At 41.7% G+C, this 26,580-nt stretch carries 24 protein-coding genes; 17 read left to right on the top strand and 7 right to left on the bottom strand.

The genetic code is table 11. The annotated features are described in order from the left end of the window. Positions 1–356: 356 nt before the first annotated feature. A complete protein-coding gene (gene guaA / locus EGX73_RS04135) occupies positions 357–1,922 on the bottom strand; it encodes a glutamine-hydrolyzing GMP synthase (RefSeq protein ID WP_003127931.1) in 1,566 nt (521 codons plus the stop codon). A gap of 81 nt (positions 1,923–2,003) precedes the next feature. Next, entirely contained in the window at positions 2,004–2,927 is a 924-nt protein-coding gene (gene coaA, locus EGX73_RS04130; RefSeq protein ID WP_003127932.1) for a type I pantothenate kinase, read from the bottom strand. A 316-nt stretch (positions 2,928–3,243) separates the two neighbouring features. On the opposite strand from coaA, the gene EGX73_RS04125 reads away from it, so the two are divergent. From EGX73_RS04125 to EGX73_RS04065, 13 genes are all read left to right on the top strand, one after another. Then, positions 3,244–3,846, top strand: a complete 603-nt coding sequence (locus EGX73_RS04125) for a class I SAM-dependent methyltransferase (protein WP_003127934.1) — start codon at positions 3,244–3,246, stop codon at positions 3,844–3,846. Positions 3,847–4,090: 244 nt separating this feature from the next. Then, a complete protein-coding gene (locus EGX73_RS04120) occupies positions 4,091–5,110 on the top strand; it encodes a LacI family DNA-binding transcriptional regulator (protein WP_003127935.1) in 1,020 nt (339 codons plus the stop codon). A gap of 123 nt (positions 5,111–5,233) precedes the next feature. Beyond that, complete coding sequence (locus EGX73_RS04115) at positions 5,234–6,535, top strand: pyrimidine-nucleoside phosphorylase (protein ID WP_003127936.1); 1,302 nt, start codon at positions 5,234–5,236, stop codon at positions 6,533–6,535. Positions 6,536–6,547: 12 nt separating this feature from the next. Beyond that, entirely contained in the window at positions 6,548–7,210 is a 663-nt protein-coding gene (deoC, locus tag EGX73_RS04110; protein ID WP_005470021.1) for a deoxyribose-phosphate aldolase, read from the top strand. 21 nt (positions 7,211–7,231) lie between these two features. Continuing rightward, positions 7,232–7,630 carry a cytidine deaminase gene (locus EGX73_RS04105; RefSeq protein WP_003127939.1) on the top strand — a complete coding sequence of 133 codons (399 nt, stop codon included), beginning with the start codon at positions 7,232–7,234 and terminating at the stop codon, positions 7,628–7,630. A 66-nt stretch (positions 7,631–7,696) separates the two neighbouring features. Continuing rightward, positions 7,697–8,818 carry a BMP family protein gene (locus EGX73_RS04100; protein WP_003127940.1) on the top strand — a complete coding sequence of 374 codons (1,122 nt, stop codon included), beginning with the start codon at positions 7,697–7,699 and terminating at the stop codon, positions 8,816–8,818. Between the two features lie 240 nt (positions 8,819–9,058). Next, entirely contained in the window at positions 9,059–10,627 is a 1,569-nt protein-coding gene (locus EGX73_RS04095) for an ABC transporter ATP-binding protein (RefSeq protein ID WP_003127941.1), read from the top strand. Further along, complete coding sequence (locus EGX73_RS04090; RefSeq protein ID WP_021150638.1) at positions 10,620–11,771, top strand: ABC transporter permease; 1,152 nt, start codon at positions 10,620–10,622, stop codon at positions 11,769–11,771. The genes EGX73_RS04095 and EGX73_RS04090 overlap by 8 nt, the downstream gene beginning before the upstream one ends. After that, positions 11,771–12,724, top strand: coding sequence for an ABC transporter permease (locus EGX73_RS04085; RefSeq protein WP_003127943.1), 954 nt, complete (start codon positions 11,771–11,773; stop codon positions 12,722–12,724). The genes EGX73_RS04090 and EGX73_RS04085 overlap by 1 nt, the downstream gene beginning before the upstream one ends. 171 nt (positions 12,725–12,895) lie before the next feature. Further along, the gene (gene deoB / locus EGX73_RS04080) at positions 12,896–14,062 is read left to right on the top strand and encodes a phosphopentomutase (RefSeq protein ID WP_005470022.1); all 1,167 of its coding nucleotides are present in this window, start codon (positions 12,896–12,898) and stop codon (positions 14,060–14,062) included. 10 nt (positions 14,063–14,072) lie between these two features. Then, the gene (locus EGX73_RS04075; RefSeq protein WP_005470023.1) at positions 14,073–14,891 is read left to right on the top strand and encodes a purine-nucleoside phosphorylase; all 819 of its coding nucleotides are present in this window, start codon (positions 14,073–14,075) and stop codon (positions 14,889–14,891) included. A 55-nt stretch (positions 14,892–14,946) separates the two neighbouring features. Beyond that, positions 14,947–15,651, top strand: coding sequence for a purine-nucleoside phosphorylase (deoD, locus tag EGX73_RS04070; RefSeq protein ID WP_003127946.1), 705 nt, complete (start codon positions 14,947–14,949; stop codon positions 15,649–15,651). A gap of 189 nt (positions 15,652–15,840) precedes the next feature. Further along, positions 15,841–17,028, top strand: a complete 1,188-nt coding sequence (locus EGX73_RS04065; protein ID WP_003127948.1) for an iron-containing alcohol dehydrogenase — start codon at positions 15,841–15,843, stop codon at positions 17,026–17,028. A gap of 87 nt (positions 17,029–17,115) precedes the next feature. Here EGX73_RS04065 and EGX73_RS04060 read toward each other — a convergent pair whose 3' ends face one another. The 4 genes from EGX73_RS04060 to rpiA all read right to left on the bottom strand — a co-directional run bounded on the left by EGX73_RS04060 (position 17,116) and on the right by rpiA (position 20,231). After that, complete coding sequence (locus EGX73_RS04060; RefSeq protein WP_227173404.1) at positions 17,116–17,763, bottom strand: SGNH/GDSL hydrolase family protein; 648 nt, start codon at positions 17,761–17,763, stop codon at positions 17,116–17,118. A 131-nt stretch (positions 17,764–17,894) separates the two neighbouring features. Beyond that, the gene (gpmA, locus tag EGX73_RS04055) at positions 17,895–18,581 is read right to left on the bottom strand and encodes a 2,3-diphosphoglycerate-dependent phosphoglycerate mutase (protein WP_003127950.1); all 687 of its coding nucleotides are present in this window, start codon (positions 18,579–18,581) and stop codon (positions 17,895–17,897) included. Positions 18,582–18,812: 231 nt separating this feature from the next. Then, positions 18,813–19,397, bottom strand: coding sequence for a recombinase family protein (locus EGX73_RS04050; RefSeq protein ID WP_003127951.1), 585 nt, complete (start codon positions 19,395–19,397; stop codon positions 18,813–18,815). A gap of 159 nt (positions 19,398–19,556) precedes the next feature. After that, positions 19,557–20,231, bottom strand: a complete 675-nt coding sequence (rpiA, locus tag EGX73_RS04045; RefSeq protein ID WP_003127952.1) for a ribose-5-phosphate isomerase RpiA — start codon at positions 20,229–20,231, stop codon at positions 19,557–19,559. 329 nt (positions 20,232–20,560) lie between these two features. On the opposite strand from rpiA, the gene rpsL reads away from it, so the two are divergent. The 4 genes from rpsL (at position 20,561) to tuf (ending at position 25,013) form a co-directional block, all read left to right on the top strand. Next, complete coding sequence (rpsL, locus tag EGX73_RS04040; protein WP_003127956.1) at positions 20,561–20,974, top strand: 30S ribosomal protein S12; 414 nt, start codon at positions 20,561–20,563, stop codon at positions 20,972–20,974. 65 nt (positions 20,975–21,039) lie between these two features. After that, the gene (gene rpsG, locus EGX73_RS04035; protein WP_003127957.1) at positions 21,040–21,510 is read left to right on the top strand and encodes a 30S ribosomal protein S7; all 471 of its coding nucleotides are present in this window, start codon (positions 21,040–21,042) and stop codon (positions 21,508–21,510) included. An 81-nt stretch (positions 21,511–21,591) separates the two neighbouring features. Next, entirely contained in the window at positions 21,592–23,676 is a 2,085-nt protein-coding gene (gene fusA, locus EGX73_RS04030; protein WP_003127958.1) for an elongation factor G, read from the top strand. A 149-nt stretch (positions 23,677–23,825) separates the two neighbouring features. Further along, a complete protein-coding gene (tuf, locus tag EGX73_RS04025; protein ID WP_003127959.1) occupies positions 23,826–25,013 on the top strand; it encodes an elongation factor Tu in 1,188 nt (395 codons plus the stop codon). Positions 25,014–25,236: 223 nt separating this feature from the next. Here tuf and EGX73_RS04015 read toward each other — a convergent pair whose 3' ends face one another. Continuing rightward, the gene (locus tag EGX73_RS04015; RefSeq protein ID WP_123866709.1) at positions 25,237–26,532 is read right to left on the bottom strand and encodes an ISL3-like element ISEfa5 family transposase; all 1,296 of its coding nucleotides are present in this window, start codon (positions 26,530–26,532) and stop codon (positions 25,237–25,239) included. Positions 26,533–26,580 lie beyond the last annotated feature (48 nt).

Here is a 26,580-nt window from a genome sequence, read left to right as displayed (position 1 = left end):
ATAGTCTCAATTCATTCTTCTTTCTTGAGAATCTGAGTAGAGACTTTTATTCTGTTTCAAATTAATATAATTACGAAATGATATTGAGTACAAGAAAGTTCTTTTTACCAGATCTTTTAAATCGAAAAATCTGATATATATATTTATAGTACTAAAAATCTGATTAGATAAAAAGCTAATTCAATAGGAAAATAAAGGTAGTGAATAAAAGCAAAGCCCTTGTTAGTAGTTAATCTAACAAGGGCTTTGGTAGGGAAAATGGTAGGAAACCATCTTATTTTTTACGAAAATCAGGAACTTTAGTAATTGAATAATGTTGATTTATAGGTATTCCTCATCCATATTATGTTGGCTCTTTATTCCCACTCCACAGTTGCAGGTGGCTTACTCGTAATATCATACACGATTCGATTGACGTGTGCGACTTCGTTCACGATACGGACGCTGATTTTTTGTAAGACTTCCCATGGGATGCGGGCAAAGTCAGCGGTCATGCCATCGATGGAAGTGACTGCACGGATGCCAACAGTGTAATCGTACGTACGGCCATCACCCATTACACCTACAGAGCGGATACCTGGTAGGACAGTGAAGTATTGCCAAATGTCGCGATCCAATCCAGCATTGGCAATTTCTTCTCGCAAGATGGCATCTGAATCACGGACGATCTCTAATTTTTCTTCAGTCAATTCGCCAAGAACACGGATACCTAGACCTGGTCCTGGGAATGGTTGACGCCATACGATGCTGTCGGGCATGCCTAATTGGGTTCCTAATTCACGAACTTCGTCTTTGAACAATGTGTTCAATGGTTCGATCAATTTGAATTGCATATCTTCAGGCAGACCGCCTACGTTGTGGTGAGATTTGATCGTTTGTGCTGTTTCTGTTCCTGATTCGATCACATCGGTATAAAGGGTCCCTTGTGCAAGGAAAGACACGCCTTCTTCACCGGCCAGCTTGGTTGCTTCGTCATCAAAGACATAAACGAATTCATTCCCAATGATCTTGCGTTTTTCTTCTGGATCAGAAACACCAGCCAATTTGGATAGGAAACGCTCTTTGGCATCAACTTTGATAATATTCAAGCCGAATTTTCCGCCAAGACTTTCCATGACTTGTTCGGCTTCTCCTTTACGCAATAGACCATGATCAACAAAGATACACGTTAATTGGTCACCAATCGCTTTTTGTAAGAGAACACCAACGACAGAAGAATCAACACCGCCGGATAGACCTAATAAGACTTTCTTATCACCCACTTGTTCGCGGATCTTAGCGATCTCCATATCAATGAAGTTGTCCATTGTCCAGTCGCCTGTACATTGGCAAACATCGATTGCAAAGTGACGCAACAAATCATTGCCATATTCGGAATGACGAACTTCGGCATGGAATTGGATACCATACATTTTGCGCTCTGCATGTTGGATAGAAGCAATTGGACAGTCTTTGCTGGTGGCAACGACGTCAAAACCTGCTGGCGCTTGGGTAACTAAATCGCCATGACTCATCCAAACTGTTTGTTTCACAGGTGTATTTTGGAAAAGAGCAGCATCGGCAGAAGTGACTTCCAATTCTGCTTTACCGTATTCGCGGTTTTTGGCTGGTTCAACTTTTCCGCCTAATTTATAAGTAATCAACTGCATACCGTAACAGATTCCTAACACGGGGATCCCCAAATCAAAAATCTTTTCATCAATACCAAATGCCTTCTCATCATACACACTGTTTGGACCGCCAGAAAGGATGATCCCTTTAGGATTCATTGCCTTTACTTCTTCAGCAGTAATGCGGTGGCTCAATAACTCTGAGAAAACACCGAACTCACGAATACGTCGGGTGATCAGTTGATTGTACTGACTACCGTAATCGAGTACGATAATTTTTTCAACGTTTGGCATGTTGTCAACGTTTGTCACAATAAATTACCTCTATTCTTTTAGTTTTATTGAAAAAAGGAAGATTCCTTTTCAACAGCATAAGGGTGAATAATGAAGCAGTCAATATTTTCGCAAGAATACTTCATCGATTGAATGGTGCTTTGTTTTATGGAGAATTATATCGGCTCTGCTGCGTGTAGGCAAGATATACTCGTGTAAATTCTTTAAATTCACATTTTTCCATACTTCTTTTGCCATTTTGATTGCTTCACCGCGGTCGCCAATCGCATACTGATAGTAATAATTGTTTGGTTTTTGAAAAGCCGTATCCAAAAGAGATTCAAAACGCTCTAAATACCACTTTTCGATCAGATCGGGCTGCGCATCCACGAAAATCGAAAAGTCGAAGAAATCACTGACATAAATCTGCTGGTTTGCGGGCAGCTGTAATGTATTGATTCCTTCAACGATCAAAATATCTGGCTGATTGATGATTTCAAACGTATCCGGAATAATATTATAAACTTCATGAGAGTAAACGGGGATCTTGATTTCAGATTCTCCAGACTTCACCGCGTTCAAAAAATTGATCAATGCTTCCATGTCATAACTTTCAGGGAATCCTTTTCGATCCAAGATCCCTCGTGCTTCTAGAACCTCGTTTGGGTACAAAAAGCCATCAGTAGTAATCAGTTGCACGGTGCGCCGAGGGAAAAGCCGGCTCAACAGGTTTTGAACCAAACGCGCCGTTGTGCTTTTACCAACAGCGACACTGCCGGCAATGCCAATAATGAATGGCGGCATTTTGACATAACGATGCAAGAAAAGTCCTTTACTTAACGTGAGAGATTCAAATTCTTTCATATAAAGGTGGATCAGATGGCACAGTGGCACGTAAACATCTTCGACATCTTGGACCGAGATGCGGTCATTCAAACTTTTGATATTGTCTAATTCTTCTTGAGTGAAAGGCATCATGCCATTGGTGTAAAAGCCTTGCCATTGCTCCCGAGGAATTTGATAAAAATTCATGGTTTCTTGCATGTTCGACTCCTTCATATAGAACCTGTCTATCTTTGCAGACCGGTACTTGGCCTTCAGAAAAGGCTGATTTTCTGTATCTGGTTGCTGCTCGGAAATATTTTACCATAGAAATGGCAGGAACTTATAAAAAAACCAGGAAAAATCGTTGGCAAAGAAACGAAAATTATCTAAGATTCATTGAGGAAACGATTATCGGGAGTTTACTTCTGCAGGAATTTCGGTATCATGGAAAAGAGTCAGCAAATGAAATGCTTTTGATTGTCAAACAGATAAAGCGAGAACTATCGCTAGTTAAAAGAAAAAAGGGTGAACAAAGATGGGAAATCACTATTATACAGAAAATCCGGAAACAGCACATGATTTTGAACAATGGTCTTTTGAGTTAAAAGGAAAGAAATTTCAGTTTGTGACAGATAGTGGGGTATTTTCCCGGGAGACCGTCGATTATGGCTCTCGCGTACTGATTGATGCCTTTGAATGGGCGGATTTACCAGAGGGAACGATTTTGGATGTGGGGTGTGGCTATGGACCGATCGGGTTGTCATTGGCTTATGCATCCCAGCGTCCAGTGGAAATGATCGATATCAACCAGCGGGCGGTTGATCTTGCCCAAGGCAATGCGAAACGAAATGGCATCGAGAATGCCGACATTCATGCCTCAAACATTTACGAAACCTTGCATCAAGGCGAATACGCAGCAATTCTTAGCAATCCACCTATTCGGGCAGGCAAAGAGGTTGTTCATGAGATCTTGACAGGGGCTCTGCCGCTATTGAAAACGGGCGGCACATTAACGATCGTGATTCAAAAGAAACAAGGTGCCCCCAGTGCCCAAAAGAAAATGCAACAAACCTTTGGTAATGCCGAAATCATCAAAAAAGACAAAGGGTATTATATTATTCAAAGCTACAAAGAATAAGCGCGCAAAGCAGACGTTTTTCACGTTCACAATAGGTTTACCTGTTTTTTAAAGACCACGATCATTTGCTAGGAGCTGCCTAGAATCGCTGGTCTTTTATTTTTTGTTTTCTTTTGTCGATTTATTTAAGGAATGGAGCTGTTTTTTAACCCTTGTAAAAAGAAAATTTTGGAAGAAAGCAAGGGGTGCTATTTTTTTTAGAAAAAATTTGCTACACTTTAGGCAAGAAAGAGGTGAGAAGTAAATGAAACTGACAATCAAGCAGATTGCTGAAATGGCAGGGGTATCTGTAACTACTGTTTCGCAAATTCTGAACAATAAAGGTAGCCGTTTCAGTGAAGAAACCCGCAAACGGGTACTGGATATCGTTAATAAGCACCATTATAAGCCAGATTTTTTTGCTTCGAATCTAATCAATCGCCACTCAAAAACGATCGGTATGATTGTTCCTGACGTTACGGATTTTTTCTTTTCTAAAATCATTGAAGGAGCAGAAAGCTATTTCAATCCATTGGGGTATATGCTGGTATTGTGTAACTCCCGACATAGCCAAGAAAAAGAAATACAATATTTGAGAGAGCTGTCTCATCGATCAGTGGATGGTATTCTTTTGGCAACACCGCATCAGCTGCCTGACGAGTATTCATTGAAGAGCGGTTTTTTTGATGACCGACCAATTATTCTCGTCGATCGGGGAATCAATCAAAGAGACAATGGCCGTTTGATTGTGAAAGAATACGAAGGCGCTTATCAAGCAGTCAGCTATCTGATCAATAATGGCCATCAAAACATCGGTATGCTAAAAGAAAGTACTGGTTATTATCAATTGGAAGAACGTTTCAATGGTTATCGTCATGCGTTGAAAGATCATCAGATCCCGTTTAAAGGGCGTTACGTGGAGTCGGCTGAGTTAACAGTGACCGGCGGATACGATGCCTGCAAGAAATTATTGAAATACCGCGAGCTTACGGCTATTTTTTGTGGGAATGATGCTATGGCGATCGGCTGTTATCAAGCAATCTATGAAGCAGGGAAAAAAGTGCCCGAGGATATTTCTGTGATTGGTTTTGACGCATTGAAGCTAACGGAATACATCACACCACCATTGACCACGGTGATGCAGCCAACCTTTGAGATTGGCTTTACGGCAGCGAAATTTTTGGTAGACGCCATCGAGTTTCCTTCTCGAAGAATTCCAAATAAGATTTTTGATACAAAATTAATTCTTCGTGAGAGCGTGAAGGCATTGACAATTGCGAAATAGTGCGGTATATTTCCAATTGTAAGTGTTTTCATAGTTTTGTTTTATATAGTAAACCGTTTTACTAAAGTGGTTTACCTACAAGAAAAATATTGTATAATGTCAGAGGAAGCGAGGGTCATTTTGATGCGAATGGTGGATTTAATTGAAAAAAAGCGTGACGGTAAGTCATTGACAAAGGAAGAGATCGACTACATTGTAACTGCGTATACTGAAGGAAGTATTCCAGATTATCAGATGAGTGCTTTGTTGATGGCTATTTTTTATGTGGATATGTCCGATGAAGAAATCACAAACCTAACTTTAGCTATGGCAAATTCTGGTGAAGTCATTGATCTTTCTTCAATCGAAGGCATCAAAGTAGATAAACATTCAACAGGGGGTGTCGGTGATACTACCACGTTGATTCTAGCACCACTAGTAGCAAGTGTTGGTGTGCCAGTTGCCAAGATGTCTGGTCGTGGACTTGGTTACACAGGCGGTACGCTGGATAAATTAGAATCAATTCCCGGGTTTCAGATTGAGATTGCAGAAGAAGAGTTTATTCGCCTCGTAAACGAAAGCAAAGTGGCGGTTATCGGTCAGTCGGGGGATTTGGCCCCTGCAGACAAAAAATTATATGCGTTGCGGGATGTCACAGCGACCGTAAGCTCGATTCCATTGATCGCTAGCTCGATCATGAGTAAGAAAATCGCAGCAGGTGCGGATGCCATCGTGTTAGATGTGACGACTGGTGACGGTGCTTTCATGAAGAAAATTGAGGATGCCAAACGCTTAGCACAAACGATGGTTCGGATTGGCAAATTAGCGAACCGTCAGACAATGGCTGTGATCTCAGATATGTCACAGCCATTAGGCGAAGCCATTGGAAATAGTTTGGAAGTAGTGGAAGCTATTGAAACATTGCAAGGAAACGGTCCAGCTGATTTAGAAGAAATGTGCTATGCATTAGGCAGCCAAATGGTTGTTTTAGCCCAAAAAGCAGAATCGTTGGAAGAAGCACGCGCATTATTGGAAGAGGCACTGCACTCTGGTAAAGCGTTGGCTAAATTTCGTGAAATGATCCGTAATCAAGGTGGCGATGATTCAGTGATCGATGATCCAAGCCAAATCTTGACTGCCAATTATCAAAGAGCATTACCAGCAAAAACTTCTGGCGTCGTAACTAAGATCGTTGCCAATGAACTAGGCATCGCAGCTATGATGTTAGGTGCCGGCCGCAAAACCAAAGAAGAAGACATCGATCACGCAGTAGGAATCAAACTGCATAAAAAAGTGGGAGAGTCTGTTGAGCAAGGTGAAGCACTGTTAACGATCTACAGCAACACAGAAGCCATCGATGATGTCATCGAATTGATCTATCAAAATATTGAAATCGGAGAAAGCGGCGGTGAGCCACCGTTGATCCATGAAATCATTACAGAATAAGGAGCGAGTGGAATGGAATTAAATCGCATGATCGACCACACTATTTTAAAGGCAGATGCAACAAAAGAAGATGTCTTGCGCATCATTGAAGAGGCAAAAACCTATCACTTTTATTCTGTCTGTATCAATCCTACTTGGGTAGCTTTGGCAGCAGAAGAATTAAAAGGTGAACCGACGGCTGTTTGTACCGTGATCGGCTTTCCTTTAGGTGCCAATACATCAGAAGTCAAAGCTTATGAAACGGCAGATGCCATCAAGAATGGTGCCGATGAAGTGGATATGGTCATTAATATTGGTGCCTTGAAATCAAAACAGTTCAAAAAAGTTCAAGCGGATATCGAAGCGGTTGTTGCAGCAGCTAAAGACAAAGCATTAGTGAAAGTCATTATTGAAACAGCACTTTTAGACAATGAAGAAATCGTAAAGGCCTGTGAATTAGCGAAAGCAGCAGGAGCTGATTTTGTCAAAACATCGACAGGATTCTCTACTGGCGGAGCGGTTGTTGCTGATGTCAAACTGATGCGTGAAACAGTGGGCCCTGAAATGGGTGTGAAAGCATCTGGCGGCATCCATAACGAAGCAGAAGCAGCAGCAATGGTCGAAGCAGGAGCAAATCGTTTAGGAACCAGTGCAAGTGTAGCAATCGTTACAGGGTCAACGGGGGCTGGCTACTAATTCAATAAAGTGAGGTTCATCATGACAAAAGCGAAAAAAGAGTGGATCGAAACGGCAGTTGCCGCATTAGACAAAGCTTACGTTCCTTATTCTAAATTTCCAGTTGGGGCCTGCTTGGTCACCAAAAAAGGAACCATCTATCAAGGCATCAATATCGAAAATGCTTCGTTTGGCTTAACGAATTGCGCGGAACGCACCGCATTTTTCAAAGCAATTTCAGAAGGCGAAAAAGACTTTCAACACTTAGTTGTTGCTGGTCATACGCCAGAGCCTATCTCACCTTGTGGCGCCTGCCGCCAAGTAATGGTTGAGTTCTGTCAGCCGGATATGCCAGTCACTCTTGTGGGAGACGATGGTATAATCAAAGAGACAACTGTCGAAGGGTTGCTGCCATATTATTTTACGAACAAAGATCTATAAACCATGTTCATTCAGTCGAAGCGGCTGTTGAAAAATAAAAACTATTTTATAGGGGGCTTTACAGCAATGAAAAAAGCAAAATTATTTAGTTTAGGAATTGTTGCAGTGGCTGGGTTGACACTACTTGGTGCATGTGGCAATGGAGGAAAGTCAGGTTCGACTGATTCAACAGGCGGCGGTTCTGCAGACGGCAAAACAGATGCAGCACACAGTGTAGCAATCGTTACCGATATCGGTGGTGTAGATGACCGTTCATTCAACCAATCTGCTTGGGAAGGTTTGGAAGCTTGGGGGAAAGAACATAACATCGCTCGCGGTGTTGGTGGATATGACTACGTTCAATCAAATGAAGCTTCAGAATATACAACAAACGTAAATGGTGCTGTCCAAAACGGATTCAAAACGATTTTTGGTGTCGGTTACCTATTGAAAGATTCAATTGAAGCAGCTGCAGCACAAAACCCTGATACTCAATTTGGGATTATCGATGATGTCATCGAAGGCAAAGACAATGTTGTTTCTGCAACCTTCAAAGACAACGAAGCAGCTTACTTAGCTGGTTTTGCAGCAGCTTATACAACAAAAACAAACAAAGTTGGCTTTATCGGCGGTGAAGAAGGTGTCGTAATCGACCGTTTTGAAGCTGGTTTTATCAAAGGTGTCGAAGATGCTTCTAAAGCATTAGGCAAAGAGATTAAAATTGATTCTCAATATGCAGCATCATTTGGTGACCCTGCAAAAGGGAAAGCCCTAGCAGCTTCAATGTACCAAGGCGGCGTTGACGTAATCTTCCATGCTTCAGGTGGTACTGGTGCTGGTGTCTTCCAAGAAGCAAAAGCAATCAATGAACAATTGAACGAAGCTGACCTTGCAGACAAAAAAGTTTGGGTTATCGGTGTAGATAGCGACCAACAAGACGAAGGTGCATACAAAACAAAAGACGGCAAAGAAGACAACTTCACATTGGCTTCAACACTTAAAGGTGTAGGCGCAGCCGTACAAGATATTTCAACACGTGCATTAGAAGATAACTTCCCTGGCGGCGAACACATCGTTTATGGTTTGAAAGACGGCGGTGTAGATATCACTGAAGGTTTCTTATCAGATGATGCAAAAGCAGCGATCGAAACAGCAAAACAAGATGTGATCGATGGCAAAGTTGAAGTGCCAGAAAAACCAGAAAAATAAGCAAGTTTTTTTAAACAATGAAAAAAAAAGACAAGAAATTCTGAACGATAGTAGAGTTGAGCGATTCGCTATCGTTCAGATGCTCGTCTTGCTAATACATCTTTAGTGGTTAATGTCTTGATGAAAGCTGTTGAGTTTTCATGAGGATAATAACCATCCTAAGCAATAGCATTTATTTGTATTAAAAATTGTTGTGTCACTGAGTGTGAGAGCGAATTAGAAAGTAAGGATGTGAGAAACTTGGCTGAAGAAAAATATGTTGTAGAAATGCGCCATATCACCAAAGAGTTTGGAACCTTCAAAGCCAATGACGATGTCAACTTACAAGTAAGGCCGGGAGAAATCCACGCATTGCTTGGGGAAAACGGAGCTGGCAAGTCGACCTTGATGAATATGCTGTCAGGTTTGTTAGAACCGACATCAGGCGATATCTTGATGAATGGGGAGAAAGTGAATATTACTAGCCCTACAGCAGCTAATAAACTTGGCATTGGTATGGTCCATCAGCATTTTATGCTGGTTGACGCGTTTACTGTCACGGAAAATATCATTTTAGGAAGCGAACCAAATAAATTGGGTGTGTTGGACCGTAAAAAAGCCCGCAAAGAAATCAAACGGGTTTCTGAGCAATATGGCTTATCGGTTGACCCAGATGCTTATGTGCGAGACATCTCAGTCGGGATGGAACAGCGTGTGGAGATTCTAAAAACATTATACCGGGGTGCAGATGTACTGATTTTTGATGAACCAACTGCAGTACTGACACCACAAGAAATCGAAGAATTGATTGTCATTATGAGAGGACTTGTTCGGGAAGGAAAATCCATCATTTTGATTACTCATAAGTTGGATGAAATCAAAGCAGTAGCGGACCGTTGTACAGTGATTCGCCGAGGCAAAGGAATAGGTACAGTCAATGTCAAAGACGTAACGTCACAGCAATTGGCAGATATGATGGTTGGTCGTTCTGTTTCCTTCAAAACACCGAAAAAACCTGCAGAACCAAAAGAAGTCGTCCTGTCTATCGAAAACTTAGTTGTAAAAGAAAATCGCGGCCTAGAGGCTGTTAAAGGCTTAAGTTTGGAAGTGCGGGCTGGGGAAGTTCTGGGGATTGCCGGAATCGATGGCAACGGACAGTCGGAATTGCTACAGGCAATCACAGGATTAAGAAAATCCGAAAGCGGCAAAGTCTTATTGAATGGTGACGACATTACAAATTTCAAACCTCGTAAAGTAACGGAGGCAGGTGTCGGGCATGTGCCGGAAGACCGTCATAAATATGGATTGGTTCTAGACATGATGCTTTCAGAAAACATTGCTTTACAAACGTATTATCAAAAACCGCTGAGCAATTATGGCGTGCTGGACTACGGGGAAATGAATGAATTTGCCCGTGGATTGATCCAAGAGTTTGATGTCCGTACAGTCAATGAGATTGTTCCTGCTCGTGCCCTCTCTGGCGGGAATCAGCAAAAGGCGATTATTGCACGGGAAATCAGCCGTGATCCGGATCTTTTGATCGTAGCGAACCCAACACGGGGCTTAGACGTAGGCGCAATTGAGTTTATCCATAAACGTTTGATCGAACAGCGGGACAAATTCAAAGCTGTCTTGTTAGTCAGCTTCGAATTAGATGAGATTTTGAACGTATCAGACCGAATCGCCGTTATCCATGCTGGTGAGATTGTTGGCGTCGTTGATCCGAAAGAGACATCAGAAAAAGAACTCGGATTACTAATGGCGGGTTATTCATTAGAAGAAGCCCGACGCGAGCTACAAATGGAGGAAGTAGGTGGTTCTGTTGAATAACCGCAAAGAAAAAATTCGGAACCTGCTTGTGCCGATCATTGCTGTTCTGCTTGGTTTTATCCTTGGTGGAATCATCATGGCGGCATTTGGCTACAGCCCAATCGATGGGTATCTTCAAATGTTCCGTACCGTATTTATCAATGGTCAAAACGGCGGATTGAATGCTAGAAATATTGGTGAGATTTTCGTTACAGCTGGTCCACTGATTTTTACAGCTTTAGGATTCGCAGTAGCGAATTCTGCAGGATTCTTTAATATCGGTCTTTCTGGACAAGCATTAGCAGGATGGGTAGCAAGTATCTGGGTCGCATTGTCTATGCCAGATGCTCCTCGAATCATCGTGTTGCCTACCGCTATTCTTGTAGGGGCAGCCTGTGGTGCAATTGCTGCAGCTATTCCAGGTATCTTACGTGCCTTCTTTGGTACGAGTGAAGTTATCGTAACTATTATGATGAATTATATTTTATTGTATACAGGAAATCATATCGTCAATAACGTCATGAATGAATCCATGATCACAACAAAAGGTGTGACCAAAATGGTAGGCGACAATGCCTCTTTACAAACACCTTTCTTAGCAAATTTGACCAACAATTCCCGGTTAAACATTGGTATTTTCATGGCACTGATCTTCCTCGTGTTGATTTGGTTCATGATGAAGAAAACAACGTTAGGTTATGAGATTCGAGCAGTTGGTTTGAATCCAACCGCATCTGAGTATGCTGGGATGAGCAGCAAACGGACAATCATTATTTCAATGATCATCTCTGGAACATTAGCTGGATTAGGTGGCGTCGTTCAAGGTTTGGGAACTTTTGAAAACTTCTTCGTTCAAGGTTCGTCATTGAGTATTGGTTTTGATGGGATGGCAGTCTCATTATTAGGCAGCGGGTCTTCGATTGGGATTTTACTTTCTGCATTGCTGTTCAGTGTTCTTAAACTGGGCGGACAAGGAATGCAGTTTGCAGGGATTCCTTCAGAACTTGTTGATGTCGACATTGCGATCATCATCTTCTTCGTTGCGATCAGCTACGTGATTCGTTTTGTATTAGCTAAAATCTTTGATGGCAAAAAGGAAGTCGCTGTTGTCCAAGAAATTGAAGCAAAGCCAAATAATCAAGATCAGGAAGGAGGAACCATCTAATGAATATCAGTTTAATTTCTTCGATCGTCACACAAACGTTGATTTATGCTGCACCATTGATCCTGACTGCACTGGGCGGCGTTTTCTCAGAGCGAAGCGGGATCGTTAACGTAGGTCTTGAAGGAATCATGGTGATGGGTGCCTTCAGTTCGATCGTTTTCAATATTGAATTTGCGTCACAATTTGGTGCATGGACACCTTGGTTAGGAATGCTAGTCGGCGGGTTAGTAGGAATGGCCTTCTCACTGCTGCATGCTGTAGCCACCATCAACTTTAGAGCAGATCACATTATCAGTGGTACCGTAATGAATTTGATGGCGCCAGCGCTGGCTGTCTTCTTAGTTAAAGCCATCTACAACAAAGGGCAAACAGACAATATTCAACAAACATTAGGGTATTTCAATTTTCCTGTGTTGCGTGATATTCCTGTGATTGGTCCAGTCTTCTTTAACCAAACGTTTTTACCTGCTTACTTTGCGATCTTGATTTCTGTGATTGCTTGGTTTGTCATCTTTAAAACACGATTTGGCTTACGGCTACGTTCCGTGGGTGAACACCCTCAGGCAGCAGATACCTTAGGAATCAATGTCTATGTGATGCGCTATTCTGGCGTGTTGATCTCCGGTTTCCTAGGCGGAATGGGTGGCGCGTTATTTGCCCAATCAATCGCTGGACGTTTTGCTGTAACAACGATTGCCGGTCAAGGGTTTATCTCAATGGCAGCAATGATCTTTGGTAAATGGAATCCGTTAGGTGCGATGGGCGCTGCAATTTTCTTCGGCTTTGCGCAAAACATCAGTATCGTTGGCGGACAATTGCCAATCATTTCCTCCATTCCAGCGGTTTATCTACAAGCAGCACCATATGCGTTAACAATTATTGTTCTAGTGCTGTTCCTTGGGAAAGCGGCAGGACCTAAAGCTAACGGTAAGAACTACATCAAATCTAAATAATTTTTTCTGTATGAAAGGGTGGGGCTATGGGACATGTTTGTGTTGCTGTGCCCTGCCCTTTTTTGTGTGTAGCAGCAAGAAACCCAATATCTCAAACATCCTTAAAGGCAAATCTTTCTTATTTCTAGTATGATAAGAAAAGAATAACAATAAAAGAAAGTAGGGAAAAGAATGTTTAAACGTGTACATTTGATCGTAATGGATTCTGTAGGTATCGGTGAAGCGCCCGATGCAGAAAAATTTGGTGACGTTGGTTCTGATACATTAGGACATATCGCCAAAGAAGCTGGATTGACGATTCCTCATTTGGAACAGTTAGGTCTTGGTACGATCCGACCGCTGGATGGTGTCAAAAATGTAGCAGACCATGACGGCTATGCAACGAAACTAGAAGAAATCTCTGTCGGAAAAGATACCATGACTGGACACTGGGAAATCATGGGTTTGAATATTCAAAAACCGTTTCGTGTGTTTCCTGACGGATTTCCTCAAGAATTGCTGCAACAAATCGAAGAATTTTCTGGACGTAAAATCGTCTGCAACAAACCTTATTCCGGTACAGCAGTCATTGATGATTACGGTGAACACCAAATGAAAACAGGCGATTTGATCGTTTATACGTCTGCCGATCCAGTCTTGCAAATTGCAGCTCATGAAGAAATCATTCCGTTGGAAGAATTGTACCGCATTTGCCAATATGTGCGTGATATTACCAAAGATGAACCATATATGATCGGCCGCATCATTGCTCGCCCTTATGTTGGTGAACCAGGAAACTTCACCCGGACAAGCAACCGGCATGACTATGCACTGGATCCTTTTGGACACACAGTGTTGGATTCGTTGAAAGATGCTGGCAAAGACGTCATCGCTGTCGGAAAGATCAATGACATCTTCAATGGTCAAGGAATCACTGATTCAGTAAGAACAAAGAGCAATATGGATGGTGTGGATCAGCTATTGAATGTGATGAAGCAAGACTTTACCGGCCTAAGTTTTACTAATTTAGTTGATTTCGATGCGCTTTACGGCCATCGCCGGGATGTTGTCGGTTATGCTCATGCCATTGAAGATTTCGATTTAAGAATCCCAGAGATTCTGGATGCCATGGCTGACGATGATTTATTAATGATCACAGCCGATCACGGAAATGATCCAACCTTTACTGGGACTGATCATACAAGAGAATATGTACCATTATTGGTTTACAGCAAACAATTTAAAGGACAAGGCCAACTACCCCAAGGCCATTATGCCGATATTTCAGCAACAATTGCAGAAAACTTTGCAGTACCGGCAACAGAAAATGGGGAAAGCTTCTTAAATCATTTAAATTAGAGGTGGAGAAATGACAACATTACATGAGAAATTGCAGGAAACAACGACATTCATCAAGGAAAAAGGGGTAGGATCTATTGATTTTGGTTTGATCTTAGGTTCAGGATTAGGTGAATTAGCAGATGAGATTGAAAATCCAATTGTGCTGCCTTATAACGATATCCCTCATTTTCCAGTTTCAACAGTCGTCGGGCATGCCGGACAACTAGTTTATGGTACATTATCTGGAAAAAAAGTATTGGCGATGCAAGGTCGTTTCCATTACTATGAAGGACATTCCATGCAGACAGTTACTTACCCTGTTCGAGTAATGGCGGCCCTTGAAGCACATTCACTTGTTGTGACGAACGCATGCGGTGGAGTGAATGAAAGTTTCCAACCTGGTGATTTGATGTTGATCACGGATCAAATCAATTTCATGGGGGACAATCCATTGATTGGGGCTAACGAAGAAGAAATGGGACCACGATTCCCTGATATGAGCCAGGCTTATCATCCAAGCTACCGGGAAACAGCAAAACAAATTGCAGAAACAAAAGGTCTCCACTTAAAAGAAGGAGTTTACATGGGCTTTTCTGGGCCGACTTATGAAACACCTGCTGAAATTCGATTTGCTCGTACGATCGGTGCAGATGCTGTGGGTATGTCGACGGTTCCTGAGGTAATCGTAGCTGTTCATAGTGGCTTGAAAGTGTTGGGCGTTTCATGTATCACCAATCTAGCTGCTGGTATGCAAGCAAGCCTGAACCATGAAGAAGTCGTAGAGACAACAGAACGGGTCAAAGCCGAATTTAAAGCGCTGATCAAAGAAACTTTAGCGAATCTGTAAAACAAGCAAACCCTAAAAAAAGAGCATAAAAGAGAAGTAGAAAAGGAGCGAAAAGATGAGCGTTCATATTGAAGCAAAAGCTGGCGAGATTGCTGATAAGATTTTATTACCTGGCGATCCTCTACGCGCAAAATACATTGCAGAAACATTTTTAGAAGACCCGATCTGTTATAACAATGTCCGAGGGATGCTCGGTTATACCGGTGTCTACAAAGGTGAGCGAGTATCAGTACAAGGAACTGGTATGGGGATGCCTTCTGCGACCATTTATGCCCATGAATTGATCAATTCTTATGGCGTAAAAAAATTGATTCGTGTCGGCACTTGTGGCGCGATTTCTAAAGATGTTCATGTTCGGGACTTAGTGATCGCCCAAGCTGCAGCGACAAGTTCTTCCATGGTAGCAAAGAACTTTCAAAGTTTTCATTTTCCGCCAATCGCAGATTTCGACTTGTTGCGTAAAGCGTATGATACAGCGATTGCATCCGGCTTTACCACCCACGTTGGGAACATTTTATCGGAAGATACTTTCTATAAAGATGATATGGCAGAAACAGTGGAATTGGCTGATCTTGGTGTATTAGGTGTTGAGATGGAGGCCGCTGCGCTTTACTATTTAGGAGCAAAATTCCACGTACAGACCTTAGCGATCTGCACAGTCAGTGATCATATCATCACTGGAGAAGAAACAACAGCGGAAGAGAGACAAACAACATTCAATGATATGATCAAAGTTGGCTTAGAAACAGCTATCTCCTAATCCTTTTTCTTATCCTACAGCCTACAAAAAATTTTTTATTCCTGTATCGCTTTCTGATTGACTCCTTAGACAATGGGAGCCAGTCAGAAAGTGATTTTTTGTTAAATGATTGATTGAATCTTTCTAGCTAGTTGGAATAGTTGCACTTTTGGACGAAAATGGTTTAATTAAAGAAAAGGAGGTTGGAGCATGAATAATTTTACTTTTCAGGTGACAACGGATATACGTTTTGGGAAAGATCGGTTAAATGAGTTGCCGGAAGTATTGAATACTTTCGGAAAAAATGTCCTATTGGTCTATGGCGGCGGCAGTATCAAAAAAAGCGGACTTTATGATCAAGTCATGGCGCAATTGCAAAACAATGACAATCAAGTAACAGAATTAGCAGGAGTTGAACCAAACCCTCGGATTGAAACAGTAGCAAAAGGGGCAGAACTCTGCCGCACTGAAAAAATTGATGTGATTCTTGCAGTCGGAGGCGGCTCCGTGATTGATTGCAGCAAAGTGATCGCAGGTGCTGCTTGCAGTGAGGAAGATCCTTGGACTTTAGTGACTAAACGCAGCTACCAAGGGCCAGCATTGCCATTAGTTACGGTTTTGACATTAGCTGCAACTGGTAGTGAAATGAATCGGGGAGCAGTTATCACGAACCTTACAGCGAAACAAAAATTAGGGGTCCACGGTCCTAATTTCTTGCCGAAGGTTTCTTTCTTAGATCCCACCTGGACCTTTAGCGTCAATCGCTATCAAACAGCGGCTGGTTCTGCAGATATTATGAGTCATCTGATCGAAAACTACTTTAGTACAACAGAGAATACGGATGTACAAGACGGCATCGCAGAAGGGCTGTTGAAAGCGGTAATCACAAACTTGCCGATTGCTTTGGATACCCCAGATGACTATGATGCTCGGGCAAACTTGATGTGGGCAAGTACATTGGCGTTAAATGGGTTGACAGGTAGTGGGAAAGCCGGTGCGTGGTCGTGCCATCCAATGGAACATGAGTTGAGTGCTTTTTATGATATTACTCATGGGATCGGCTTAGCCATCTTGACGCCCCGCTGGATGCTTCATGTGTTGAATGAGACAACAGCACCTAAGTTGGCTCGCTTTGCCCGTGAAGTATTCCAAGTAGAAGAAGCGGTCCCAGAAATGGCAGCTCGGATGGGGATTCAAAAGTTATACGATTTCTTCCTTGCTTGTGGGATCCCAATGACTTTACCAGAAGTGGGGATCGAAGATGATCGTCATTTTGAAGAAATGGCCAAACAAGCAGTAGCATTTAGTTCAATTGCGACAAATGCCTACGTACCGTTGACAGAATCTGATGTCATTGCCATTTATCAAGAGGCTTTGACCCCTTCAGAGTATCTCTAAATGAAGAAATCCTGACAGAATAGACAAATAATCGGTAGGGTAATTGGTATCCTACCGATTATTTGTCTGCGTACTTCTATCAAAGAATTATCTTGAATAATGGATACGGCGCAAGATCTCTTGTGCGATCACACCATGTCCGGCGATTGTTGGATGGACACCATCTTCCCCAGTATAATAAGATGAATGTTTTTTGACAGTACGTTCAGCGAATAAGCCGTCTAAAGGAAGGTAGTCACAACCAAATTCAGCAGCTAGTTCACGAATGGAATGGATCTTGGGATCCAAATCCTTCCGCCATTGTTTGCGATCTGCTGGATAAGGAAGAACAAATGGCTCTAAAAGCAGGATTTTCTTGATCCCACTTTCGGTCACTTGCTGCAAAAATTGCCGATAATCACTAGCAAATGTCGCAGTTGCTTCGGGTGTGCCGAAAGAGGAGGTGCCAATATTGCGCCAGGTATCATTGATACCGATCAAGAAAATCAGTAGATCTGGCTTTAAATCAATGCAGTCTTCCTCGATGCGATTTAAGATATCGCGAATTTTATTCCCGCTAATGCCGCGGTTAACAAATGACAAGTTTGCATCTGGGTATTCTGCAGCTAGATGGGCTGCCACAAAGGCGGGAAATCCTTTTCCCAGATCCGTAGCATCGAGTCGATCACGGCCGCAGTCGGTGATGCTATCTCCAAGAAATAGTAGCGTATCATTTTTACAGAGTGTGGTCATCATTCCAAGCTCCTTTCGTATGCGGTTTCAATTATAACGAATATTTCTCAGGAAACCAATCAAAAAAAGACTGTGCCGTCAGTCAGGAAGAATACTCTTGCTCTGACTTGCAGCACAGCCTTGGCTGTTAATGATTATAAGTAATATTTTTTCGCAACTGTTAGATCATCGTTCAATTCATAAACAAGTGGTTGACCTGTTGGAATTTCAAGATCCATGATGTCTTCATCAGAGATACCTTCGATGTGTTTTGCTAACGCACGTAGAGAGTTTCCGTGAGCGGCAACTAAAACAGTTTTGTTGTCTTTCAATGCAGGTGCGATTTCATCTTGCCAGAAAGGTAATGCACGTTCTAGCGTTACTTTCAAGTTTTCGCCGCCAGGTACGTCGCGAGGATCAAGCATTGCATAACGACGATCGTTTGCTGCAGAACCTTCATCAGATGCATCCATCAATGGAGGCAATACATCGTAGGAACGACGCCAGATGTGAACTTGTTCGTCTCCGTATTTTTCAGCAGTTTCTTTTTTGTTCAATCCTTGTAGTTTACCGTAGTGACGTTCGTTCAAACGCCAAGATTTGATTGTTGGCACCCATAGTTGATCAGAATATTCTAAAATGTAGTTACAAGTTTTGATGGCACGAGTTAATACAGATGTGTAGGCAACATCGAATTCGATGCCGGCTTCTTTGATTTTACGTCCGCCCTCGATTGCTTCTTCGACACCTTCTGGCGCTAAATCTACATCGGCCCAACCAGTAAATTGGTTCAATTTATTCCATTCGCTTAGTCCGTGACGAGAAAATACTAATTTTGGCATGTAAAACTCTCCTTTTAGATATTAGATATTTTTCTGAAATTTTCAATTCCCTGTTTATTGTACACTTTTTCGCAAAGAATTTCTACGTATTTAGCGTAAAACCTTGTTTCTTAAAAAAAGAAACAGAAAAAAACGTCTTTCTTCAAGACGTTCTTTTTTATTTCTGAATCATTTTGTCTGACAGGATCGGCGCACAGAAAAAAAGATGAAGCACCGGATTCAGACAAGTGATTAATGACTGTATACTTTATCCAATTCTTCTTCTGAAAGTTTTATGTATTTATAGCAGGTTCCGACAGAAACACCGCATTTTGTGGAGATGAATTGAATCGTCTCTTTTTTATCGTAATAAAGCTGGCGAATTTTTTTGATGGTTTTTGGATCGATTTTTGGACGTCCGCCAATTTTGCCGTTCTTTCGGGCATTGTTCAATCCGACTAATGTCCGTTCTTTGATTAAGGCTTGTTCCATCGCTGCCAAACCTTCCATTAAATTGAAATAAATCGCCCCCATGGGTTCTCTCGTATCGATGTTTTCTGCTAGAGAAACTAGGTGAAGGTTTCTTTTTCTTAGAAGATCTGTCAATTCAGTTAATTGCCGGGTTGTTTTACCTAAACGATGAAGTTCAGAAACAACCAGCGTTTCCCCAGACTGCATACGAGCAATCACAGATTCTAATGAGTGGTTATCACAGTTTTCTTCGTAGGCATAGGTTTCGTGGAACAATTCTGTACAACCAAATTCTTTTAGTTTGTTTAATTGTTCACTTGATTCTTTATCAATAATTGTTGTGCGAGCATAACCGATGACTTTCATAGCCGCTCCTTCCTATTCTTTTTTATTTGAATGTAGCATAAATGAGGCATAAATGATAGAGAAAACTTGCACAAAAATGAATTTAACTCTAGAAAAATGAAGAAAAATACGTAGAACCTCGAACAAAAGGAGCACTTGCTCCTTTTGTTGCTAGAGGCATCAGCGAACGCTGCGGGTCTCAGGTCCATCTTCTTGTCCAATGATGATCGTATGTACCATATCCAAGAAGAGCCCGTGCTCTACAACACCGACGGTTTGATCTAGTTCATGAGCCAATGCAACTGGTTCATTGATGGTTTGTAGATGAAGATCAATGATGTAATGACCGCAATCAGTTTTTAGCGGGGTGCCATCTTCGGCTAGGCGAAGGACAGGGTGATAGTTTTTTTCTGTAAACAATCGCATCAATTGCTGACTGCCATAGGGAATCACTTCTACAGGTAATGGGAATGCGCCTAATTTTTCAACGATCTTTGATTTATCAACAATCCAAAGAACTTTTTTAGAGTAGGTTGCGACGATTTTTTCAAAAAGCAGTGCGGCACCGCCACCTTTGATTCCATGATAGTCTCCGCTGATCTCATCTGCACCATCGATCGTTAAATCGACACTTGCCACTTCATCGATCGTTTTGACCGGGATCCCTAACGATTCTGCTTGTTTTTTTGATGCCCAGGATGTTGGTACACCAACGATCGACAAGTTTTCTTCTTTCACTCTGCGCCCCAATTCTTCGATCATGTAATACGCAGTTGAACCAGTTCCTAAACCGACGACCATACCGTCAGTGACATAGCTGGCCGCTTCAATACCGACCATCTCTTTTAGATTCATTATTGACCCACCTCTAATAAAATACTATTTTCATCTTTATTATATAGTAAGAAGAAGTAAAAAGGAGGCGCAAGGGAGAGTTTTTTTTATAAAATTTTGGCAGTTGCTCCTTTCATAAAAAATCATTGGAGAGATGGTTGACAGAGTCTTTTTATCATGGTATTCTATCAAAGGTGCTTTATCTACAGGTCTCTCGTTGGAGACGTGCTGACTGTTTATCAAAGCATATTTGATAAGAATGCAGAGAATGCATTATTTTTTATCGCAAAAAAAGAACCACCTGGATGTGTGGAACTATAAAGCGAATCAAGGAAGGAGGAAAACTAGGGATGCCTACAATTAATCAATTAGTACGTAAACCTCGTAAATCCAAGGTTGAAAAATCAAATTCACCAGCATTGAACAAAGGATACAACAGTTTCAAAAAAGCTCAAACGAATGTTAACTCACCTCAAAAGCGTGGGGTAGCTACTCGTGTGGGAACTATGACACCGAAAAAACCGAACTCAGCTCTACGTAAATATGCGCGTGTTCGTTTGTCAAACTTGATTGAAGTGACAGCTTATATTCCAGGTATCGGTCACAACTTGCAAGAACACAGTGTGGTATTGCTACGCGGTGGACGTGTAAAAGACTTACCAGGGGTACGTTACCATATCGTTCGTGGTGCATTGGATACTGCCGGTGTTAACGATCGTAAACAATCTCGTTCTAAATATGGAACAAAACGTCCTAAAGCTTAATTTTGATTCAAACTACAAATGAAACTATTTAATCAGAACTGATATTTCGGAAGGAGGAGTTACGGATGCCTCGTAAAGGTCCTGTTGCAAAACGTGATGTTTTACCAGATCCTATTTATAACTCAAAATTAGTAACTCGTTTGATCAACCGTGTAATGGTTGATGGTAAACGCGGTGTTGCTGCAAATATTATCTACAATGCTTTTGGCATTATCAAAGAATCTACAGGAAATGATCCATTGGAAGTTTTCGAACAAGCAATGAAGAACATTATGCCTGTATTGGAAGTTAAAGCTCGCCGTGTCGGTGGTTCTAACTACCAAGTCCCAGTTGAAGTTCGTCCAGAACGTCGTACAACTCTAGGTCTTCGTTGGGTGGTAAACTACGCTCGTTTGCGTGGCGAACACACAATGGAAGAACGTCTTGCGAAAGAAATCATGGATGCAGCAAACAACACTGGTGCTTCTGTGAAGAAACGCGAAGACACACACAAAATGGCGGAAGCCAACCGCGCATTTGCTCACTATCGTTGGTAAGATCCTCACTGCTTTTTATTGGAAGGTACTGAGACAACCTTAGCTTAGGTTTAAGTAAGAATGAGAGGGGAACAACCTAGAATGGCAAGAGAATTTTCGCTAGAAAAAACTCGTAATATCGGGATCATGGCCCACGTTGACGCTGGTAAAACAACGACAACTGAACGTATCCTTTATTACACAGGTAAAATCCATAAAATTGGGGAAACACATGAAGGTGCTTCTCAAATGGACTGGATGGAACAAGAACAAGAACGTGGGATCACGATCACTTCTGCTGCGACAACTGCGCAATGGAAAGAAAACCGCGTAAATATCATCGACACTCCTGGACACGTGGACTTCACAATTGAAGTACAACGTTCACTACGGGTTCTTGACGGTGCTGTAACAGTATTGGACTCACAATCTGGTGTAGAACCACAAACTGAAACAGTTTGGCGTCAAGCGACAGATTACCGCGTACCACGTATCGTATTCTGTAACAAAATGGATAAAATCGGTGCAGACTTCTTATACTCTGTATCTACTTTACATGATCGCTTGCAAGCAAATGCTCATCCAATCCAATTACCAATTGGTGCGGAAGATGACTTTACTGGTATCATCGATCTAGTAAAAATGAAAGCTGAGATCTATACAAACGATTTAGGAACAGAGATTCAAGAAACTGAAATTCCTGAAGAGTACAAAGAATTAGCTGAAGAATGGCGCGAAAAATTAGTTGAAGCTGTTGCAGATACTGACGAAGAGCTAATGATGAAATTCTTGGAAGGTGAAGAAATCACTGAAGAAGAATTGAAAGCTGGTATCCGTCAAGCGACATTGACTGTTGAATTTTTCCCAGTTCTTTGTGGTTCAGCCTTCAAAAACAAAGGGGTTCAATTGATGTTGGATGCAGTCATCGACTACCTTCCTTCACCACTTGATGTTCCTGCAATCAAAGGGATCAATCCTAAAACTGACGAAGAAACTGATCGTCCTGCTGACGATGAAGCGCCTTTTGCTTCACTAGCATTTAAAGTAATGACTGACCCATTCGTAGGTCGTTTGACATTCTTCCGTGTGTATTCAGGTGTCTTGAACTCTGGATCATATGTCTTGAATGCTTCAAAAGACAAACGCGAACGTATCGGTCGTATCCTGCAAATGCACGCGAACACTCGTGCAGAAATCCAAACAGTTTATTCAGGCGATATCGCTGCAGCTGTTGGTTTGAAAGATACAACAACAGGGGATACATTGTGTGACGAAAAATCACCAGTTATCCTTGAATCAATCGAATTCCCAGAACCAGTTATCGAAGTAGCTGTTGAACCTAAATCAAAAGCTGACCAAGATAAAATGGGTGTGGCTTTACAAAAACTTGCTGAAGAAGATCCTTCATTCCGTGTAGAAACAAACGCTGAAACTGGCGAAACTGTTATCGCAGGGATGGGTGAACTTCACTTGGACGTCCTTGTTGACCGTATGCGTCGCGAATTTAAAGTTGAAGCAAACGTTGGTGCGCCTCAAGTTTCTTACCGCGAAACATTCCGTGCTTCTACGCAAGCCGAAGGTAAATTTGTACGTCAGTCTGGTGGTAAAGGTCAATACGGTCACGTATGGATCGAATTTACACCAAACGAAGAAGGTAAAGGCTTCGAATTCGAAAACGCAATTGTCGGTGGTGTGGTTCCACGTGAATACATCCCAGCAGTTGAAAAAGGACTTGAAGACTCAATGGCTAACGGTGTTCTAGCTGGTTATCCATTGGTTGACATCAAAGCCAAGCTTTACGATGGTTCATACCATGATGTCGATTCAAGTGAAACAGCCTTCCGTGTGGCAGCTTCAATGGCTTTACGTGCTGCAGCGAAGAAAGCTAATCCAGTGATTCTTGAACCAATGATGAAAGTTGTTATCACTGTTCCTGAAGATTACTTAGGTGATGTTATGGGACACGTAACTGCTCGTCGTGGACGTGTTGAAGGTATGGAAGCGCATGGTAACTCACAAATCGTTAACGCGATTGTTCCATTGGCTGAAATGTTCGGATATGCAACAACACTTCGTTCATCTACTCAAGGACGCGGTACTTTCATGATGACATTTGATCACTATGAAGATGTACCTAAGTCTGTTCAAGAAGAAATCATCAAGAAAAACGGCGGCAAAGCTGAATAATTGATGCACAAATGCGAAATTCAGTAAAAAGCTATATTTTTTATGAAGTTTCGTGTACAATATTATCGATGATAAGGGATGGGGGGCTTCGCGCCCTCTACCTATCAAATATAAAAAATAAACTGTATTTTTAGGAGGAACATTTTAAAATGGCAAAAGAAAAATTTGACCGTTCTAAACCCCACGTAAACATTGGTACGATCGGACACGTTGACCATGGTAAAACTACACTTACAGCTGCTATCACAACTGTATTATCTAAAAAAGGTTTGGCACAAGCTTCTGCTTACGACCAAATCGATGGTGCTCCAGAAGAACGCGAACGCGGAATCACTATCTCAACTGCTCACGTTGAGTATGAAACTGAAGCTCGCCACTACGCTCACGTAGACTGCCCAGGACACGCGGACTATGTTAAAAACATGATCACTGGTGCTGCGCAAATGGACGGTGCGATCTTAGTAGTATCTGCTGCTGACGGTCCTATGCCTCAAACTCGTGAACACATCTTGTTATCACGTAACGTTGGCGTACCATACATCGTTGTTTTCTTGAACAAAATGGATATGGTTGATGACGAAGAATTGCTAGAATTAGTTGAAATGGAAGTTCGTGACCTATTGTCTGAATATGACTTCCCAGGCGACGATGTTCCTGTAATCGCCGGTTCTGCTTTGAAAGCTCTTGAAGGAGATCCTTCATACGAAGAAAAAATCATGGAATTGATGGCTGCAGTTGACGAATACGTTCCAACTCCAGAACGTGATACTGACAAACCATTCATGATGCCAGTCGAAGACGTATTCTCAATCACTGGACGTGGTACTGTTGCTACAGGCCGTGTTGAACGTGGACAAGTTCGCGTTGGTGATGAAGTAGAAATCGTTGGTATTGCTGACGAAACTGCTAAAACAACTGTAACAGGTGTTGAAATGTTCCGTAAATTGTTAGACTATGCTGAAGCAGGGGATAACATTGGTGCATTGCTACGTGGGGTTGCTCGTGAAGACATCCAACGTGGACAAGTATTGGCTAAAGCTGGTACAATCACACCTCATACAAAATTCAAAGCTGAAGTTTATGTTTTGACAAAAGAAGAAGGTGGACGTCACACTCCATTCTTCACTAACTACCGTCCTCAGTTCTACTTCCGTACAACTGACGTAACTGGTGTTGTTGAATTACCAGAAGGAACTGAAATGGTTATGCCTGGCGATAACGTAACAATCGACGTTGAATTGATCCACCCAATCGCTATCGAAGACGGAACTCGTTTCTCAATTCGTGAAGGCGGACGTACTGTTGGTTCAGGCGTTGTAACTGAAATCAAAGCTTAATTGACTTGATAAATGCAAAAAGCAGAAGCGCTAGCGCTTCTGCTTTTTTTGCTTGAAAATTTTTATTTGATCAATTTTTGATCTTTTAGAAATTGATCAAAGCCTTGGTCAGGGACACGGCCGTAGAAATTGGCGAATTTTGGCTCTTTGTCAATAAGGACTGATGGGTTGTACAAAATCAAATCTGGGTCAGAATGAACCTCATTCTGGCTCAGATTTTTTGTTATCTTACTTTGATTAATTGATTGATCAAAAAGATTCTAATTCTCATGTTCTCAAATGATTTAAATCCGTAGGATACTCGTTTCATTGTCTTTATATGGGTATTCTTCGCTTCTATTTTTCCATTGGTGTAAGGATAGATCATCGCGTTGGTGATGCCTTCTTCATAGGTCAGAAGGTTTTGGAGCTTTTCCCGAAAGCCGTCATCTAACGTTTCGGGAAGTTCTGCCAATAAGGAGAAAAATAAGTCAGGGTCTTTGTCTCGAAAGGCTTCAACTAATTCATGAAAATAGGGATACGCCTCCTTCAGGGACGTAGAAAAGCCAAGCAATCGATCAATCATCATCGCTTCCGTAAGAAATGGGTATTTTGGTGATCGAAAACTTTTCCATGTTTTGTATTCATAATGGTTGATGTTTGCACGATTTTTTAGCAAAAAGCGCCAGTTCTTTTTCAGTTTTTCTGCCTGACTTTTCTGTCCTACTTTACGAAGTTCATTCATTTCACGGATACGCAACTCATTAAAGGCTTGATTCATGTGTTTGATAATATGAAACCGATCAATCACTACTTTCGCATTTGGCAGAATACGTTTGGTAAGCTGGAAGTAGGCGGCGTTCATGTCTGTGACTAAAAATTTTACTTCTTCAGGATTAGTGCAGCCTAAGAAATAGCTTGTTAATCGAGGCAATTTACGCGTAGGCAAGACATCAATTAATTGTCCTGTTTCGCCATCTGCGCAAATAAAGCTCATTTTATCTTCTATGGAAGCGTGCGAACGAAATTCATCAACCATCAATACTCTGGGGAGAATCCTCTTAGATTGCTTTGGTAAGTAGCTTTTAAACTCTTTCAACGTACGAATAACGGTGGTCAAAGATACCTGACAATTTTTCGCAATAAAAGATAAAGATACTTTTTCAGTCAGCAAAGAAGCAATTTTATATCTGACATGATTCGCGATTGAATGTCTGGGTTGAACAAAATAACTTTGAGCCGTCCAATGGGTTCGACAGTTTTTACAGGTATAGCGCTGCTTTTTTAAGCGCATAACCAAAGGCATGTGATTGTATTGTTCAAAGCGGACAATCGTTTCCTTCTTCCCATTTTTCACTACAATTACTTTCCCGTTTCCATCTACCACAGTAGAACCACAATTTCTACAGGTATGGGGAGCAGGTGAGAAAACAGCATCGACGATCAACGTCTTTTTCTTCTGAAAGGTCTCGTAAGAGACCTCTGTAATCATCAAATCTTTCTCTATTAATCGCAGCATTTTTTTGATAGAATCATTCATATAGCATATCGTCCTCTCAGTTGTTTATTTTGTCGTGATTTAATCATA

The sequence above is a fragment of the Enterococcus sp. FDAARGOS_553 genome (assembly GCF_003812305.1).
GTDB classification, from domain to species: Bacteria; Bacillota; Bacilli; order Lactobacillales; family Enterococcaceae; genus Enterococcus_D; species Enterococcus_D gallinarum.
This window is presented reverse-complemented; position numbering and strand designations above follow the sequence as displayed.

What these genes read in the sequence shown, in the direction of transcription:
- coaA (WP_003127932.1), bottom strand. Translation starts at nt 2,927, where the DNA reads ATGCAAGAAACCATGAATTTTTATCAAATTCCTCGGGAGCAATGGCAA.
- EGX73_RS04125 (WP_003127934.1), top strand. Translation starts at nt 3,244, where the DNA reads ATGGGAAATCACTATTATACAGAAAATCCGGAAACAGCACATGATTTT.
- EGX73_RS04120 (WP_003127935.1), top strand. Translation starts at nt 4,091, where the DNA reads ATGAAACTGACAATCAAGCAGATTGCTGAAATGGCAGGGGTATCTGTA.
- EGX73_RS04115 (WP_003127936.1), top strand. Translation starts at nt 5,234, where the DNA reads ATGCGAATGGTGGATTTAATTGAAAAAAAGCGTGACGGTAAGTCATTG.
- deoC (WP_005470021.1), top strand. Translation starts at nt 6,548, where the DNA reads ATGGAATTAAATCGCATGATCGACCACACTATTTTAAAGGCAGATGCA.
- EGX73_RS04105 (WP_003127939.1), top strand. Translation starts at nt 7,232, where the DNA reads ATGACAAAAGCGAAAAAAGAGTGGATCGAAACGGCAGTTGCCGCATTA.
- EGX73_RS04100 (WP_003127940.1), top strand. Translation starts at nt 7,697, where the DNA reads ATGAAAAAAGCAAAATTATTTAGTTTAGGAATTGTTGCAGTGGCTGGG.
- EGX73_RS04085 (WP_003127943.1), top strand. Translation starts at nt 11,771, where the DNA reads ATGAATATCAGTTTAATTTCTTCGATCGTCACACAAACGTTGATTTAT.
- deoB (WP_005470022.1), top strand. Translation starts at nt 12,896, where the DNA reads ATGTTTAAACGTGTACATTTGATCGTAATGGATTCTGTAGGTATCGGT.
- EGX73_RS04075 (WP_005470023.1), top strand. Translation starts at nt 14,073, where the DNA reads ATGACAACATTACATGAGAAATTGCAGGAAACAACGACATTCATCAAG.
- deoD (WP_003127946.1), top strand. Translation starts at nt 14,947, where the DNA reads ATGAGCGTTCATATTGAAGCAAAAGCTGGCGAGATTGCTGATAAGATT.
- EGX73_RS04065 (WP_003127948.1), top strand. Translation starts at nt 15,841, where the DNA reads ATGAATAATTTTACTTTTCAGGTGACAACGGATATACGTTTTGGGAAA.
- EGX73_RS04060 (WP_227173404.1), bottom strand. Translation starts at nt 17,763, where the DNA reads ATGATGACCACACTCTGTAAAAATGATACGCTACTATTTCTTGGAGAT.
- gpmA (WP_003127950.1), bottom strand. Translation starts at nt 18,581, where the DNA reads ATGCCAAAATTAGTATTTTCTCGTCACGGACTAAGCGAATGGAATAAA.
- EGX73_RS04050 (WP_003127951.1), bottom strand. Translation starts at nt 19,397, where the DNA reads ATGAAAGTCATCGGTTATGCTCGCACAACAATTATTGATAAAGAATCA.
- rpiA (WP_003127952.1), bottom strand. Translation starts at nt 20,231, where the DNA reads ATGAATCTAAAAGAGATGGTCGGTATTGAAGCGGCCAGCTATGTCACT.
- rpsL (WP_003127956.1), top strand. Translation starts at nt 20,561, where the DNA reads ATGCCTACAATTAATCAATTAGTACGTAAACCTCGTAAATCCAAGGTT.
- rpsG (WP_003127957.1), top strand. Translation starts at nt 21,040, where the DNA reads ATGCCTCGTAAAGGTCCTGTTGCAAAACGTGATGTTTTACCAGATCCT.
- fusA (WP_003127958.1), top strand. Translation starts at nt 21,592, where the DNA reads ATGGCAAGAGAATTTTCGCTAGAAAAAACTCGTAATATCGGGATCATG.
- tuf (WP_003127959.1), top strand. Translation starts at nt 23,826, where the DNA reads ATGGCAAAAGAAAAATTTGACCGTTCTAAACCCCACGTAAACATTGGT.
- EGX73_RS04015 (WP_123866709.1), bottom strand. Translation starts at nt 26,532, where the DNA reads ATGAATGATTCTATCAAAAAAATGCTGCGATTAATAGAGAAAGATTTG.